We start from the raw sequence: 14,129 nt of genomic DNA, 5'->3' as shown, positions 1-14,129 counted from the left end.
CGCCCGCGCTGGGTGCCCCTGCGGTTGCATGCGCGGGATATGTGACCGGGTCAGCCCTCGGCCATGGCGGCGTAGAGGGATGCGTTGGGGCAATAATCCAGGCGTGCCGTGTCGGACACGCCCGCAGCGAGGTCGCGGCGGCAGCGCCCGTTGTCGGCGCAATGGGCGCAGCGCAGGGAAAGCTCCGCCTGATCGCGCGGGTCGAGGTCGTGGTGCATGTCGACGCCATGCAGCGCCCCCATGCGGCGCATCCGTGCAATCTGTTCGGCAGGCATCAGGGCCACGTCGCGCAGGGCAGCGCGCGTCAGGCCAAGGGTTGCGAGGTCTTCGGGGCCGACGGTCCCGATCTCGCGGGCCAGCTGGCTGCGGTGGCGGAGGGTGTCAAAGGGGGTACGGGCAAAACGCATGGCGGGGCTCCTGCGTGGTGTGTTTCGCCCGTGGTGCGCCCGCATGGGACCGGACTCCTTGATCGGCATCAAATCGCCTTTGAGGCTGGCGGCGATCGTCGCAAACGTCTCATTCCGCGCGGTTTTGGTTGAACCGAAATGAAACGCCCCGGTGCGGGCAAAGAAAAAGCCCCGGCGTTTCCACCGGGGCCTTTGCCGTGCGTGCGGGTCAGATCAGACCGCGCGTTCCAGCATCATCTTCTTGATCTCTGCAATGGCCTTGGCCGGGTTCAGACCCTTCGGGCAGGTCTTGGAGCAGTTCATGATCGTGTGGCAGCGGTACAGCTTGAACGGGTCTTCGAGCTGGTCGAGACGCTCGCCGGTCGCCTCGTCGCGCGAGTCGATGATCCAGCGGTAGGCGTGCAGCAGTGCTGCCGGGCCGAGGTACTTGTCGCCGTTCCACCAGTACGACGGGCAAGAGGTCGAGCACGACGCGCACATCACGCATTCATACAGGCCATCCAGCTTCTTGCGATCCTCGATGGACTGGCGCCATTCCTTGGCCGGGCGGTTGGTCTTGGTCTCGAGCCACGGCATGATCGACGCGTGCTGGGCGTAGAAATGCGTCAGGTCGGGGATCAGGTCCTTCACCACCGGCATGTGCGGCAGCGGGTAGATGCGCACGTCGCCGGAGATCTCGTCGAGGCCGTAGATGCAGGCCAGCGTGTTGATCCCGTCGATGTTCATCGCGCAGGAGCCACAGATCCCCTCGCGGCAGGAGCGGCGGAAGGTCAGGGTCGGGTCGATCTCGTTCTTGATCTTGATGAGCGCGTCCAGAACCATCGGACCGCATTCATCCATGTTCAGGTAATAGGTGTCGACGCGCGGCGTATCGCCGTCATCGGGGTTCCAGCGGTAGATCTTGAACGCGCGGACATTGGACGCGCCGGATGGCTTGGGCCAGGTCTTGCCCGTGCGTATCTTGGAATTCTTGGGGAGGGTAAACTGGACCATCTCTCTCTCCTTATCGAAGCAGGGCTGGCAGGCCGGTGGTCGCCAGGCAGGTTATAGTCTCGGGCTGCGAGACGATGTCGGTCACGATCTGCACGCTGCTTTCGGTGGCCCCAAGCACGCTGTCGGCGGCTAGGGCTGCGATCTGCGCGGCAGATGCGTTGTTGATGATGCAGTCGAGCGTCGGCTCGACCGGCACGCCCGGGAACTGCTCCGTCACGATGGGCGTGATGGTGGACCGCGCGGCATTGCGCGCAATCTGGTCCGTCTGTTGCGCCGAGCACGCGGTCAACGCAACAAGGGCCATCACGGCCGTGGAGAGGCGGATCAACGGCAATAGAGCGTTCCCCGGTAAAGGATGGGTGCGTGCGCCGGGCAGTTGCCGGTGATCGGCGCACGGGCGCGATGTGCGGGCGGGTTGTAACCGGCGTAACGCGCCGAGCCACGGGCAAGGCAATCGTTGACGGCGGCATTGTAGGCGGCGGCATAGCCGACCTTTGCGCCCGAGAAGTCGATCGTGTTGGCCTCGGCATAGCACCGCTGCGCGGCGAGGACCGAGTTGCCATTGGCGAGCGCCGGGAGGGTCGTGGCAGCGACCATCAGGGCGGCAAGGGTCATCGTGGTTTTCATGGCAGAACCTTTTCCTGAGCAGACATTCCAAGGTTAACGCTACAGGCCCGGAAGGGATGCATCGAGTCCGAAAGACTCTGCTGCCCTGTGGTCCTGTCGCCCACGACCGGACCGGGCCACATCCCCTTGGCGGCCCGCACGCGGGTGCAGGCCGTCGGGGTTGACGTGGTGGTCCGGTTCGCCGCCATCAGAAGGTACGGGCCTTCGGCGCGATCTTCTTGAGGCTGATGCCGCCCTCGTCTTCGGTGGTCAGCGGATCGGTGATGACCGGGCGATAGGACAGATCGACCTTGTTGCCGTCCACGCGGGACACAGTGTGCACGCGCCAGTTCTCGTCGTCGCGGGCCGAGAAATCCTCGTGCGCGTGGGCGCCGCGCGATTCCTTGCGCGCCTCGGCACCGACGATGGTTGCCAGCGCGTTGGGCATGAGGTTCGTCAGTTCCAGCGTCTCCATGAGGTCGGAGTTCCAGATCAGCGAGGTGTCGGTGACGCGCAGGTCGCCCATCTTGCCCGCGATGGCGGTCATCTTCTCGACGCCTTCGGCCAGCGATTCGGAGGCGCGGAAGACGGCGGCGTCGGCCTGCATGGTCTTCTGCATCTCGAGGCGCAGTTCGGCCGTCGGGATCGCACCCTGCGCGTAGCGCAGCCCGTCGAAGCGGGAGAAGGCCTTGTCGATCTCGGCCTGCGGCGCGGTCGGGATGGCCGACGCGCGGTCGACCACCTGACCGGCGCGGATCGCGGCGGCCCGGCCGAAGACCACGAGGTCGATCAGCGAGTTGGAGCCAAGGCGGTTCGCACCATGCACCGAGGCACAACCGGCTTCGCCCACGGCCATCAGGCCCGGCACGACGGCAGTCGGGTTGTCGGCGGTCGGGTTCAGAACCTCGCCCCAGTAGTTGGTCGGAATGCCGCCCATGTTGTAGTGCACGGTGGGCAGAACCGGGATCGGCTCCTTGGTCACGTCGACGCCGGCGAAGATCTTTGCCGATTCCGAGATGCCCGGCAGGCGCTCTGCCAGCGCCTCGGCGGGCAGGTGCGACAGGTTCAGGTGGATGTGATCGCCGTCCTTGCCGACGCCACGGCCCTCGCGGATTTCCATGGTCATGGAGCGGGAGACGTAGTCGCGCGGGGCGAGGTCCTTGTACTGGGGCGCATAACGTTCCATGAACCGCTCGCCTTCGGAGTTGGTCAGGTAACCACCCTCGCCGCGCGCACCCTCGGTGATGAGGCAGCCCGAACCGTAGATGCCGGTCGGGTGGAACTGGACGAATTCCATGTCCTGAAGCGCGAGGCCCGCGCGGGCGACCATGCCGCCACCGTCGCCGGTGCAGGTATGGGCCGAGGTGGCCGAGAAATACGCGCGACCGTAGCCGCCGGTGGCCAGCACGACCATCTTGGCGTTGAAGACATGCATGGTGCCGTCATCGAGCTTCCAGCACAGGACGCCCTTGCAGACGCCGTCCTCCATCAGAAGGTCGATGGCGAAGTATTCGATGTAGAACTCGGCCTTTTCCTTCACCGACTGGCCGTAGAGCGTGTGCAGGATGGCGTGGCCGGTGCGGTCGGCGGCAGCACAGGTGCGCTGCACGGGCGGGCCTTCACCGAACTCGGTGGTGTGGCCGCCAAAGGGACGCTGGTAGATCTTGCCCTCTTCGGTCCGGCTGAAAGGCACGCCGTAGTGCTCCAGCTCGTAGACCGCCTTGGGCGCCTCGCGCGCGAGGTACTCCATCGCGTCGGTATCGCCCAGCCAGTCGGACCCCTTCACGGTGTCGTACATATGCCACTGCCAGTTGTCGGGGCCCATGTTGGACAGCGACGCGGCGATGCCACCCTGCGCGGCGACGGTGTGCGACCGTGTCGGAAAGACCTTGGTCACGCAGGCGGTGCGCAGGCCCTGCTCGGCCATGCCGAGCGTGGCCCGCAGGCCCGCGCCCCCGGCACCGACCACCACCACGTCGTAATCATGCGTCTCGTATTGATATGCAGCCATGTTCAGCCTCGTCTCTGTGGGGGACACGAATTTTCCCGGGAAAATTCGCGCACCGCCCGGAATGTCGTTACAGCGCCAGCTTGACCAGGGCGAACAGCCCCGCGGCGATCAGGAGGTAGGAAAACCCGGTGACGGCGGCGCTCAGCAGCGCGCCCTTCAGGCCGTGGACGTAGTCCTCGATGGCCTCCTGGCATTCGCCGTTGAAGTGCAGGACGCCGACGACCAGCATCAGGCCGGTGATGATCGCCGGGAAGGGGCGCGAGAAGAAGGCCAGCGTCTCTTCGTAGGTGCCGCCGAGGCCGGTGCCGAAGGTGAAGATGAAGATCGGCGCGAGGATGACCAGCGCCATGGAGGTCATCAGCATCCGCTTGTGGTGATGGGTGCCGGAGCGCCCCGAGCCCATGCCGGTTGCACGCTTGCGGTCGGTGAGGAATTGCATCGGTCCGTCTCCTTACACGACGATGGCGGTGAACAGCGCCAGGATGGTCGCCGCGATGAACATGATCCAGCCGAACATCTCGCCGAACTCGACATTCACGTTGTAGCCGAGGTCCCAGATCACGTGACGCAGGCGGCCAAATACATGATACCAGATCGCCCAGGACGCGAGGAACAGCAGCACGTCGCCAACAAAGCTGGTAAGCACCCCGTTCACCGTAGCGTACATCTCGGGCGAGGTGGCCGCCGACAGCAGCCACAGCACCAGCAGCGCGGCGGTGCCCAGCGAGGCGATGCCGGTGATGCGGACCATGATCGACGAGATCGAGGTCATCTGCGGGCGGTAGTACTGCCCGATCATGAAGGGTGAGAGCGGGCGGTTGCCCCGGTTCACGTCGGCCATGGGTTCATCCTCGCGTAAACAGAAATCGTCGTTGCTCGTTTTAGAGGGTTTTACACGCCTGTCACCTATGCGGACGCCGGGAAATCGCGGTTTTTTGGCGCATTTCGCAGAAATCTGTTTATTTGTGATCACAGCTGGCAAGCGCGTGATCACAGTTTGGGCGGTAACAATGACGCAGTGCAGCGAAGCGGCCCGCAGGTCGCGATCATGAGGGATTCTGTCGGATTAGCGCAGCGGACCGCCCGCGCCGTCGCAGGCGGTCCGGTCGGTGGCGCAGGTCGGTGGTACTGGCCCGGGCCTGCACTCAGACCACGAACCCGAGACGCTCCAGCGCCGCACGAGAGGTCTGCCGCAGCGCGCGATCGCCGGACCCCAGATCACGGTGGATCTGACGCAGAAGCGACGACATGCGGTGCGCGCGGACCAGTTGCCGGAAGGTCTCCGGTAGCTCGGCATCAAGCAGTTTCAGGATGTCGGCGGGTGAGTTCGGCAGTTGGCCTACGGTCATGGCAATTCCCCTAGGTTGAGATCCGCAGTTGAACGACTCTCTCGTCCCGATTGCAGGGTACACCGCGCGGGTCCGCCCTCAAACCCCGGATGTGGCCGCCGTGAACGCAGACGGGCGGCCCCGTGAAACCGCCCGTCATTTGTTCAAAGTTTTGCCGCGCTCAGACCGGCATCAGCGCCCAGTAATCAAGGTCCAGCAGCACGTCCGGCAGGTACTTGCCGTCCGCGCCCTTCAGGTCGAACGGCGCGCCGCCCTTGGTCGCCACCAGCCGCAGCCGGATCGCGCCGACGCCCGGGGCGGAGGTCTCGGCCTTGTCCAGCACCTCGGACCAGGCACGCACGGTCGCGCCCGCCAGACAGGGGTTCGCGTGCGCGCCCCCGTTCAAACCGACGATCATCTGCGCGTTGGCCAGACCGTTGAAGGACAGCGCCCGTGCCATGGAAATGACGTGGCCGCCGTAGATCAGCCGCTGGTCGGGCCGCGCCGTGACGTCGAAATGCACCTTGGACGTGTTCTGCCAAAGGCGCGTCGCCATCATGTGCTCCGCTTCCTCGATCGTCACGCCATCCACGTGGTCGATCTTCTCGCCGATCTCGTAGTCGCCCAGCCGGTGCGGCTCCCCCGCCAGCGTGAAATCGTAGTTGGTGAAATCCAGCCCCTCGGGGATCACCAGATCGCTGGGGTCCAGAACCGACTTGAGTTCGGGCAGGACGGCCTCGGGCGCCGGGGCGTCGATGTCGCGTTTGCGCAGCATGACCCAGCGTTTGTATTCCATCACGCATTCGTCGTTCTGGTTGAAGCCCTTCGAATGCACGTAGACCACGCCGGTGCGCCCGTTGGAGTTCTGCTTCAGCCCGATCACCTCGGATTGCGCGCGCAGGGTGTCGCCCGGCCAGACCGGCTTCAGCCAGCGGCCTTCGGCATAACCCAGGTTCGCCACGGCGTTCAGCGACACATCCGGCACGGTCTTGCCGAACACGATGTGGAAGGCCGCGAGATCATCCAGCGGGCCACCGGGCAGACCGCAATCGCGGGCGAATTCGTCCGAGGAATACAGCGCATGCCGCATCGGGTACAGCGCGTGGTACAAGGCCCGCTCGCCCCCCGACACGGTGCGCGGCACGGCGTGCTGGATCACGTCACCGACGGTGTAGTCCTCGAAGAAACGGCCCGCGTTGGTCTTTTGCATCTGTCAGTCTCCTATGGTGCCCCGCCGGACGCGGCGGGGCCTTGCGCGTGACGCCCTGGTCACTGCTCTCCCAGCTTGATGTCGGGGCTGTAGTCGCCCGGAACCTCTTTGGTGACGGCCTGCCCGCAGCGCATTACGCCGTTGGCCGCGTCGAAGGCGTAGGTCGGGCCGCCGTGCAGCGCCCACCCCTTGCTGAGCGCCGCGCTGACCTTGTGGCAGAACTCCGACGTGTCGTCGGCAGACAGGAAACGGTAGAGTTTCATGGGCTTATCCAAAAGGTACGGGGCCGAGAAGGCCATGGATGTAGCCGATCACGCCCAGAAGGACGACCGAGGCCACGAGAAAAATGATGTCTTTTCTGATCGGCCCTTTGGCGGGCGGGGTCCACGACGGTTCGGCACGGTTGATGACCAGCATCTCGACCACGGCCCAAAGGCCCAGTCCGCCGAACAGGACAAAGGATTCCACGTCACCGTTCACCAGCAGGTGCGCCACGGCCCAGAGCAGGAAGCCGAACAGCATCGGGTGGCGCATCTTGTAGAAGAGCGCGCCCTTCTTTGGCCCCGGAGAGGTGAAGTACAGCGCGAAGATCATGATGAGGTTGTTGATCCCCACCGTCGCCGGATGACGCCCCCAGAAGAACGCGCCGTCGGCCATGCGATAGCCAAGGATCATCAGGACGATCGAGGCGAGCAGCGCAAGGGCGATCAGTCCCTTGCCCTTGTCGCCCATGGAGGCACGCGCATCGGGCGCCAGTCGCTTGAAGAGGTGCGCCGCCCACCACAGGACAACGCCGAGAACGAGTAGAAGCATGGGAACCCCCTTGGCCCGGGCCTTTGGCGACCCGGTGCCACCCTGCCGTTATTCTGCCAGTGCAGCAATGGCCTCGGCTTTGGCGAGGGTCTTCTTGGCGGTTTCCACGTGCAGGTTCTCGACGATCTTGCCATCGACCACGGCGACGCCCTGCCCTGCGGCCTTGGCTTCCTCGAAGGCTTCGATCTGGCGGCGGGCGAGGTCGATTTCCTTGTCGTCGGGGGCAAAGGCCGCGTTGGTGATCTCCACCTGTGCGGGGTGGATCAGCGTCTTGCCGTCCATGCCCATGTCACGGCCCTGCTCGCATTCCGCCTTCAGGCCCTCGTCGTCCTTGAACGCATTATAGACGCCATCCACGACCACCTTGCCAAAGGCCTTGGCGGCCAGAACGCAGAGGCCCAGCCCCGTTATCATCGGCAGACGATCGGCGCGGAATCGGGCGTTCAGCTCCTTTGCGAGGTCATTGGTCCCCATCACCATGCCCTGCAGGCGCGGATGCGCGGCGATGTCCTTGGCATTCAACATGCCCATCGGCGTTTCCATCATCGCCCACAGCGGTTTGTCGGTGATTGCTGCAAGCGCATCCAGTTGCGCCGGGCTGTCGACCTTGGGCAACAGAATCGCGTCGCAGTCCATCTGGGCGGCGGCCTTGGCGTCCTCCAGACCCCATTCGGTGTCCAGCGAGTTGATGCGCACGATGCGCACGCGGTTGCCATAAGAGGCGGTCAGCGCCTCGGCCAGCGTGGCCCGTGCGGTGACTTTTTCTTCAGGCGCGACAGCATCTTCGAGGTCAAAGATGATGGCGTCGATGGTCATGGCGCGCGCCTTTTCCAGCGCCCGTTCCTTGGAGGCGGGAATGTAGAGAACCGAGCGGTAAGGACGGTTTGCCAGATCCATGAGAGTCTCCATCGGTAATAATGTTGCGTTTGGATGCGCAGAATTTGCCGGATCGTTCAACCCAAAATTTGCCGCAGCGCAGAAATTGGGCATAGGTTCGCTGTATACCGTGGCATATCTGTTGCATTTGACGCAGCGCGCGCTGCGTTAACCTGATTGAAGGCGATGCGGGCGAAGGATGTTCGCATGTCGTTCGAAAACGGCAGGGACGCCCCCGACAGGGACCGTGATGAAAGGTCAGGACAGGCGTTCCGGGAACCGAGGGGACCCAACGGGCGTTGACGGAAAAACCCGGGCGCCGAGCCGAAAGGTGACAACGATGATGGACGTTAAACTTGGCCTGCTCTCCGCCGGATTTCTGCTGGGCGCGGCCTCGCTGGCACATGCCCAGCAACTTCAGCACTGCGCGCCGCGCGATCAGGTGGTGGAACGCCTGGCCGACAAATACGGCGAAACCCGTCAAAGCATGGGGCTGGGTTCCAACAACGCCGTGATGGAGGTGTTTGCCTCCGCCGACAGCGGTTCCTGGACCATCACCGTGACCATGACCAACGGCATCACCTGCCTCGTCGCCTCCGGTCAGGCCTTCGAGGAGCTGGCCGAGATGCTTCCGCCGAAGGGAGACCCGGCCTGACCCCGCCGCGGGCACGGCTGTTTCACAAACGCGTGCCCCGGTACTGCCGGTTTCGCCTTTGGCCGGAGCGTGCCCTTATCCCCTTCGCGTGGATCAGAACAGGGCATCCCACATCAGCTTGGCCCCGGTGATCGTCAGGGCCACGTAGGTGATGCCAAAGAACCATTTCTCCGGCAGCATGTGATGCGCCTTGATGCCCATCCACGTCCCCGCGATGGCAAACGGGATCAGCACGAGGTCCAGCAGCAGGGTGTCATAGGTGAAGATGCCCATGAAGGCGTAGAAGAACGCCTTGAAGAAGTTCACCGCCCAGAACACCAGCACGGTGGTCGCCTGATAGGACGTCTTGGACATGCCCTGCCCCAGCATGTAGACCGCCGCCGCCGGCCCGCCCGCGTGGCTGACGAAGCTGGTAAAGCCCAGCACAACGCCGGAAATCACGCCGCCCGTCGGCCCGATCTGCGCGCCGAGCTTGATCCAGTTCAGCGCGCGTGCGCCCTGCCAGGCGACGAAGAGCAGCGCCACCGCCCCGATCAGGAAACGGATCATGTCCGGGTTGGCCGAGGCCCAGAACAGCGCGCCGATGATCGTGCCGGGAACCGAGCCGATGAGCAGGACCTTGGACACGCCCCAGTCCCACTTCTTCCAGTAGGCCCAGAGGCTGGTGACATCCATCAGCATCAAGAGCGGCAGCATCAGGCCCACGGCCACGGCGGGCGGCAGGACCAGTGCCAGAATCGAGCTCGACGCAAAGGCCACGCCCGACCCGAAACCGCCCTTGGAAATGCCCGCAAAGATCACGGCGGGCACCACGAAGGCCAAAACCGACCAGGTCAACAGCTCCACCGACATCCCCCTAACGTCCAGTCTGCTTTGGGCTTTATCGCAGCAGACCGCGCGATGATAGCCCTAACGGCTCGAATGCCGCGCTGCCGCGCCCTTGCGTTGTTTCCACAAGGGGCGTAGGCAATCGGCCAAATTCAAGCAGGACCGGAGATTGAATCCATGGCCAGACCCAAGATCGCCCTCATCGGCGCGGGACAGATCGGTGGCACCCTTGCCCACCTCGCTGCAATGAAGGAACTGGGCGACGTCGTCCTCTTCGACATCGCCGAAGGCATCCCCGAGGGCAAGGCTCTCGACATCGCCGAATCCGGCCCGTCCGAAGGTTTCGACGCGAAACTGCGCGGCACCCAGGATTATGCCGACATTGCGGGCGCGGACGTCTGCATCGTCACCGCCGGTGTCGCCCGCAAGCCGGGCATGTCGCGCGATGACCTGCTGGGCATCAACCTGAAGGTCATGAAATCCGTGGGCGAAGGCATTGCTGCCCATGCTCCGGACGCCTTTGTGATCTGCATCACCAACCCGCTCGACGCGATGGTCTGGGCGCTGCAGAAGTTCTCGGGCCTGCCCGCGAACAAGGTCTGCGGCATGGCTGGCGTGCTCGATTCGGCGCGCTTCCGTCACTTCCTGTCGGTGGAATTCGGCGTGTCCATGAAGGACGTCACCGCCTTCGTTCTGGGTGGCCACGGCGACACCATGGTGCCGTCCGCGCGCTACTCGACCGTTGCGGGCATCCCGCTGCCGGATCTGGTGGAGATGGGCTGGACCACTCAGGACAAGCTCGACGCGATCATCCAGCGCACCCGTGACGGCGGCGCCGAAATCGTCGGCCTGCTGAAGACCGGTTCGGCCTACTACGCCCCGGCGACCTCGGCGATCGAGATGGCAGAGGCCTACCTGAAGGACCAGAAGCGCGTTCTGCCCTGCGCCGCCTATTGCGACGGCGACCTGGGCGTGAAGGACATGTACGTGGGTGTTCCGACGGTGATCGGTGCCGGCGGCATCGAGCGCGTGGTGAACATCAAGCTCAACAAGGAAGAGCAGGAGATGTTCGACGTCTCCGTGAAGGCCGTGCAGGGTCTCGTGGAGGCCTGCAAGGGCATCGACAGCTCGCTGGCGTAAGCCTTCGAACCTTGGAAATCGAGGGACCCCGGCCATTGCGCCGGGGTCTTTTCTTTGGAGCCCCGGGTGCGAAACTTGGGGGAGGTTTCGCGGCGAAGCCTCCGATTGCTCAAACCATATTTGCACAACCTTACGATTTACGACCGAAGGGTTAATGCCCGCGACGCGCGCTCTTTCGACACGCGCGACTCACCGAAATGAATCGCACGGAGTCGGAGAAACTGCCCGTGACTCGCCCCTGAATCGCTGCTCGGCGCTAACAATTTCCAAACATGTGATCACACATTTTAAGGCTGTGATCACATATGCCCGAAAGTAACCCTTTTTTGACGCTGTGCAGCATTTTTCGTTTAACCCGCCCCCCCGCACAGGCCTATATCCATGCCAAATCGCAGCAAAACGGGGGTCAAGACCCATGAACATCCACGAATACCAGGCCAAGGCACTGCTTCGCTCGTACGGTGCACCGGTGTCCGACGGACGTGCCGTCCTGAAGGCAGAAGATGCCAAGTCGGCAGCAGGCGAGCTGGACGGCCCGCTCTGGGTGGTCAAGGCGCAGATCCACGCAGGTGGTCGCGGCAAGGGCCATTTCAAGGAAGCCGAAGCCGGTGAAAAGGGCGGTGTCCGCCTCGCGCGTTCGGTGCAGGAAGCCGCCGACGAAGCCAAGAAGATGCTGGGCAAGACGCTGGTGACGCACCAGACCGGCCCGGAAGGCAAGCAGGTCAACCGCATCTACATCGAAGACGGTTCTGACATCGAGCGCGAGTTGTACCTCGCGCTGCTGGTGGATCGCCAGACCTCGCGCATCTCCTTCGTGTGCTCGACCGAGGGCGGTATGGACATCGAGGAAGTCGCGGCGTCGACCCCGGAAAAGATCCTGTCGTTCTCCGTCGATCCGGCCACCGGCTACCAGCCGTTCCACGGCCGCCGCATCGCGTTCTCGCTGGGTCTGACCGGCACGCAGGTGAAGGAATGCGTCAAGCTGATGGGCATCCTCTACAAGGCGTTCACCGAGCGCGACATGGAGATGCTGGAAATCAACCCGCTGATCGTCATGACCAACGGGTCGCTGAAGGTGCTGGACGCCAAGCTGGGTTTCGACGGCAACGCCATGTACCGCCAGCCGGAAGTGTCGGAACTGCGCGACACCACCGAGGAAGACCCCAAGGAACTGGAAGCGTCCAAGTACGACCTGAACTACATCGCGCTCGACGGCGAGATCGGTTGCATGGTGAACGGCGCGGGTCTGGCCATGGCGACCATGGACATCATCAAGCTGTACGGCGCGGAGCCGGCCAACTTCCTCGACGTGGGCGGTGGCGCCACCAAGGAGAAGGTGACCGAGGCGTTCAAGATCATCACCTCTGACCCGAACGTCAAAGGCATCCTCGTCAACATCTTCGGCGGCATCATGCGCTGCGACGTCATCGCCGAGGGCGTGATCGCCGCGGTGAAGGAAGTCGGCCTGCAGGTTCCGCTGGTCGTGCGTCTGGAAGGCACCAACGTCGAGAAGGGCAAGGAGATCATCGCGACCTCCGGCCTGAACGTGATCGCGGCGGACAACCTGTCCGACGGTGCCGAGAAGATCGTGAAGGCGGTGAAGGGCTGAGGCCCTTCGCGGATACGGGAGACGGAACAGTGACCTTGCACGGATTTCAACAGGACAGTTCTGCCGCACGCGCCCTTTGCGTGGCGGTGACGGCTGCCCTGTCGGAACCCGTGCGGGGTGTCGCGGGTTACCCCCTCAACGGAGGTATTCGCGATGCTGAACAAACTGCGCAACCGCAAGATGGACGAGATCAAGGAAGCCGCCCTGCCGGTGCCGAGCAAGCGCGCGCGCTTGTCGCCGCTGGTCTACGGGGCGGGCATGATCGCCGCCGGGCTGCTGCTGAAAAAGGTCAATCCGCGCTTTGGCACGGTGCCCAATCCGCTGCAATTCGGAGCCTCGGAGGGCACCAGTCGGCGTCTGAAGAGCGCGGCCTTTGCGCGGGATCGCGCGGCGTCCTTTGCGCCGTCGAACATCACGGACAAGCTGGGTTCGTCGCTGATGCTGGGCGGGATCGCCATGGTAACGGCGCGCGTGCTGGACGAGGCCGTGGGGCGCAAGCTGTAATTCTCGTATCGCTTGAACAACATGACGACCCCGCCGGTTCGCGGCGCGGGTCGTTTTCGCATGTCTCGGGACATGCATCGCATTTGGCCGGGTCTGCCCCGGCCTCCATATAACCTTCGAAAGAAAGCGACAGACATGGCCGTTCTTATCGACGAAAATACCAAGGTCATCTGCCAGGGCTTCACCGGCTCGCAGGGGACCTTCCACTCGGAACAGGCGATTGCCTATGGCACCAAGATGGTCGGCGGCGTGACGCCGGGCAAAGGTGGCACCACCCATCTGGACCTGCCGGTGTTCAACTCCGTGCACGAGGCCAAGCATGTGACCGAGGCGAATGCTTCGGTGATCTACGTGCCGCCGCCGTTTGCTGCCGACTCGATCCTCGAAGCGATCGACGCCGAGATGGAGCTGATCGTCTGCATCACCGAGGGCATCCCGGTGCTGGACATGATGAAGGTGAAGCGCGCGCTGGAAACGTCGAAGTCGCGCCTGATCGGCCCGAACTGCCCCGGTGTCATCACGCCGGACGCCTGCAAGATCGGCATCATGCCGGGTCACATCCACAAGCGCGGCTCGGTTGGCGTGGTGTCGCGTTCGGGCACGCTGACCTACGAGGCGGTCAAGCAGACCTCGGACATCGGCCTGGGCCAGTCGTCTGCCGTGGGCATCGGCGGCGACCCGATCAAGGGCACCGAGCACATCGACGTGCTGGAGATGTTCCTCGCGGACCCGGAAACCCAGTCGATCATCATGATCGGTGAGATCGGCGGCTCCGCCGAGGAAGAGGCCGCGCAGTTCCTGAAGGACGAAGCCAAGAAGGGCCGCAGCAAGCCGACCGCCGGTTTCATCGCTGGCCGCACCGCTCCTCCGGGACGCCGCATGGGCCACGCGGGCGCGATCGTCGCCGGTGGCAAGGGCGGTGCCGAGGACAAGATCGAGGCGATGCGTTCGGCCGGGATCATTGTGGCGGACAGCCCGGCGACCCTGGGCGAAGCGGTGCTGAAGGCCATCGGCTGAGGCGTCTCGCCTTTGAGAGATCGGTTCCGGCCGGGCCTTCGGGTCCGGCCTGAGCCACATACCCCTCCGGTTTCACCGCCGGAGTGACACGACGGAAACCCGGAACCGGGTCTCCCTTTTGCCACTCCGCTG

18 protein-coding genes are annotated in these 14,129 nt (G+C 64.2%); 5 read left to right on the top strand and 13 right to left on the bottom strand.

Annotated elements, in window-relative coordinates:
* Window positions 1-50 precede the first annotated feature (50 nt).
* The 12 genes from ACP16H_RS08920 to ACP16H_RS08865 form a co-directional block, all read right to left on the bottom strand.
* Window positions 51-407 carry a DUF6455 family protein gene (locus tag ACP16H_RS08920; RefSeq protein ID WP_425071934.1) on the bottom strand — a complete coding sequence of 119 codons (357 nt, stop codon included), beginning with the start codon at window positions 405-407 and terminating at the stop codon, window positions 51-53.
* 213 nt (window positions 408-620) lie between these two features.
* Window positions 621-1,400, bottom strand: coding sequence for a succinate dehydrogenase iron-sulfur subunit (locus tag ACP16H_RS08915; RefSeq protein WP_425071933.1), 780 nt, complete (start codon window positions 1,398-1,400; stop codon window positions 621-623).
* A gap of 10 nt (window positions 1,401-1,410) precedes the next feature.
* Complete coding sequence (locus ACP16H_RS08910) at window positions 1,411-1,734, bottom strand: hypothetical protein (RefSeq protein ID WP_425071932.1); 324 nt, start codon at window positions 1,732-1,734, stop codon at window positions 1,411-1,413.
* Complete coding sequence (locus tag ACP16H_RS08905) at window positions 1,725-2,027, bottom strand: hypothetical protein (RefSeq protein ID WP_425071931.1); 303 nt, start codon at window positions 2,025-2,027, stop codon at window positions 1,725-1,727. Before ACP16H_RS08905 ends, ACP16H_RS08910 begins: the two co-directional genes overlap by 10 nt.
* Before the next feature lie 187 nt (window positions 2,028-2,214).
* Entirely contained in the window at window positions 2,215-4,017 is a 1,803-nt protein-coding gene (sdhA, locus tag ACP16H_RS08900; protein WP_425071930.1) for a succinate dehydrogenase flavoprotein subunit, read from the bottom strand.
* A gap of 67 nt (window positions 4,018-4,084) precedes the next feature.
* On the bottom strand, window positions 4,085-4,456 hold the full coding sequence (gene sdhD / locus ACP16H_RS08895) for a succinate dehydrogenase, hydrophobic membrane anchor protein (protein ID WP_425071929.1): 372 nt from the start codon (window positions 4,454-4,456) through the stop codon (window positions 4,085-4,087).
* Window positions 4,457-4,468: 12 nt separating this feature from the next.
* On the bottom strand, window positions 4,469-4,858 hold the full coding sequence (sdhC, locus tag ACP16H_RS08890) for a succinate dehydrogenase, cytochrome b556 subunit (protein ID WP_425071928.1): 390 nt from the start codon (window positions 4,856-4,858) through the stop codon (window positions 4,469-4,471).
* A 304-nt stretch (window positions 4,859-5,162) separates the two neighbouring features.
* A complete protein-coding gene (locus ACP16H_RS08885) occupies window positions 5,163-5,366 on the bottom strand; it encodes a hypothetical protein (protein WP_425071927.1) in 204 nt (67 codons plus the stop codon).
* A gap of 160 nt (window positions 5,367-5,526) precedes the next feature.
* On the bottom strand, window positions 5,527-6,555 hold the full coding sequence (locus ACP16H_RS08880) for a MaoC family dehydratase (RefSeq protein WP_425071926.1): 1,029 nt from the start codon (window positions 6,553-6,555) through the stop codon (window positions 5,527-5,529).
* A 59-nt stretch (window positions 6,556-6,614) separates the two neighbouring features.
* A complete protein-coding gene (locus ACP16H_RS08875) occupies window positions 6,615-6,818 on the bottom strand; it encodes a DUF1737 domain-containing protein (RefSeq protein WP_425071925.1) in 204 nt (67 codons plus the stop codon).
* Window positions 6,819-6,822: 4 nt separating this feature from the next.
* Window positions 6,823-7,368: an NnrU family protein gene (locus tag ACP16H_RS08870; protein ID WP_425071924.1), complete on the bottom strand. Its 546-nt coding sequence runs from the start codon at window positions 7,366-7,368 to the stop codon at window positions 6,823-6,825.
* A 48-nt stretch (window positions 7,369-7,416) separates the two neighbouring features.
* Window positions 7,417-8,265: an HpcH/HpaI aldolase/citrate lyase family protein gene (locus ACP16H_RS08865; RefSeq protein ID WP_425071923.1), complete on the bottom strand. Its 849-nt coding sequence runs from the start codon at window positions 8,263-8,265 to the stop codon at window positions 7,417-7,419.
* A gap of 322 nt (window positions 8,266-8,587) precedes the next feature.
* On the opposite strand from ACP16H_RS08865, the gene ACP16H_RS08860 reads away from it, so the two are divergent.
* Window positions 8,588-8,899 carry a hypothetical protein gene (locus ACP16H_RS08860; protein ID WP_425072008.1) on the top strand — a complete coding sequence of 104 codons (312 nt, stop codon included), beginning with the start codon at window positions 8,588-8,590 and terminating at the stop codon, window positions 8,897-8,899.
* Between the two features lie 93 nt (window positions 8,900-8,992).
* Here the strand turns inward: ACP16H_RS08860 and ACP16H_RS08855 are convergent, their stop codons facing one another.
* Window positions 8,993-9,751 carry a sulfite exporter TauE/SafE family protein gene (locus ACP16H_RS08855; RefSeq protein WP_425071922.1) on the bottom strand — a complete coding sequence of 253 codons (759 nt, stop codon included), beginning with the start codon at window positions 9,749-9,751 and terminating at the stop codon, window positions 8,993-8,995.
* A gap of 153 nt (window positions 9,752-9,904) precedes the next feature.
* On the opposite strand from ACP16H_RS08855, the gene mdh reads away from it, so the two are divergent.
* From mdh to sucD, 4 genes are all read left to right on the top strand, one after another.
* Complete coding sequence (gene mdh / locus ACP16H_RS08850; protein ID WP_425071921.1) at window positions 9,905-10,867, top strand: malate dehydrogenase; 963 nt, start codon at window positions 9,905-9,907, stop codon at window positions 10,865-10,867.
* Window positions 10,868-11,282: 415 nt separating this feature from the next.
* On the top strand, window positions 11,283-12,476 hold the full coding sequence (gene sucC / locus ACP16H_RS08845; RefSeq protein WP_425071920.1) for an ADP-forming succinate--CoA ligase subunit beta: 1,194 nt from the start codon (window positions 11,283-11,285) through the stop codon (window positions 12,474-12,476).
* A gap of 153 nt (window positions 12,477-12,629) precedes the next feature.
* Entirely contained in the window at window positions 12,630-12,980 is a 351-nt protein-coding gene (locus ACP16H_RS08840) for a hypothetical protein (protein WP_425071919.1), read from the top strand.
* Window positions 12,981-13,115: 135 nt separating this feature from the next.
* The gene (sucD, locus tag ACP16H_RS08835) at window positions 13,116-13,997 is read left to right on the top strand and encodes a succinate--CoA ligase subunit alpha (protein WP_425071918.1); all 882 of its coding nucleotides are present in this window, start codon (window positions 13,116-13,118) and stop codon (window positions 13,995-13,997) included.
* The last annotated feature ends 132 nt before the right edge of the window (window positions 13,998-14,129 follow it).

The organism is Sagittula sp. S175 (assembly GCF_049800975.1).
Taxonomy (GTDB): Bacteria; Pseudomonadota; Alphaproteobacteria; order Rhodobacterales; family Rhodobacteraceae; genus Sagittula.
This window is presented reverse-complemented; position numbering and strand designations above follow the sequence as displayed.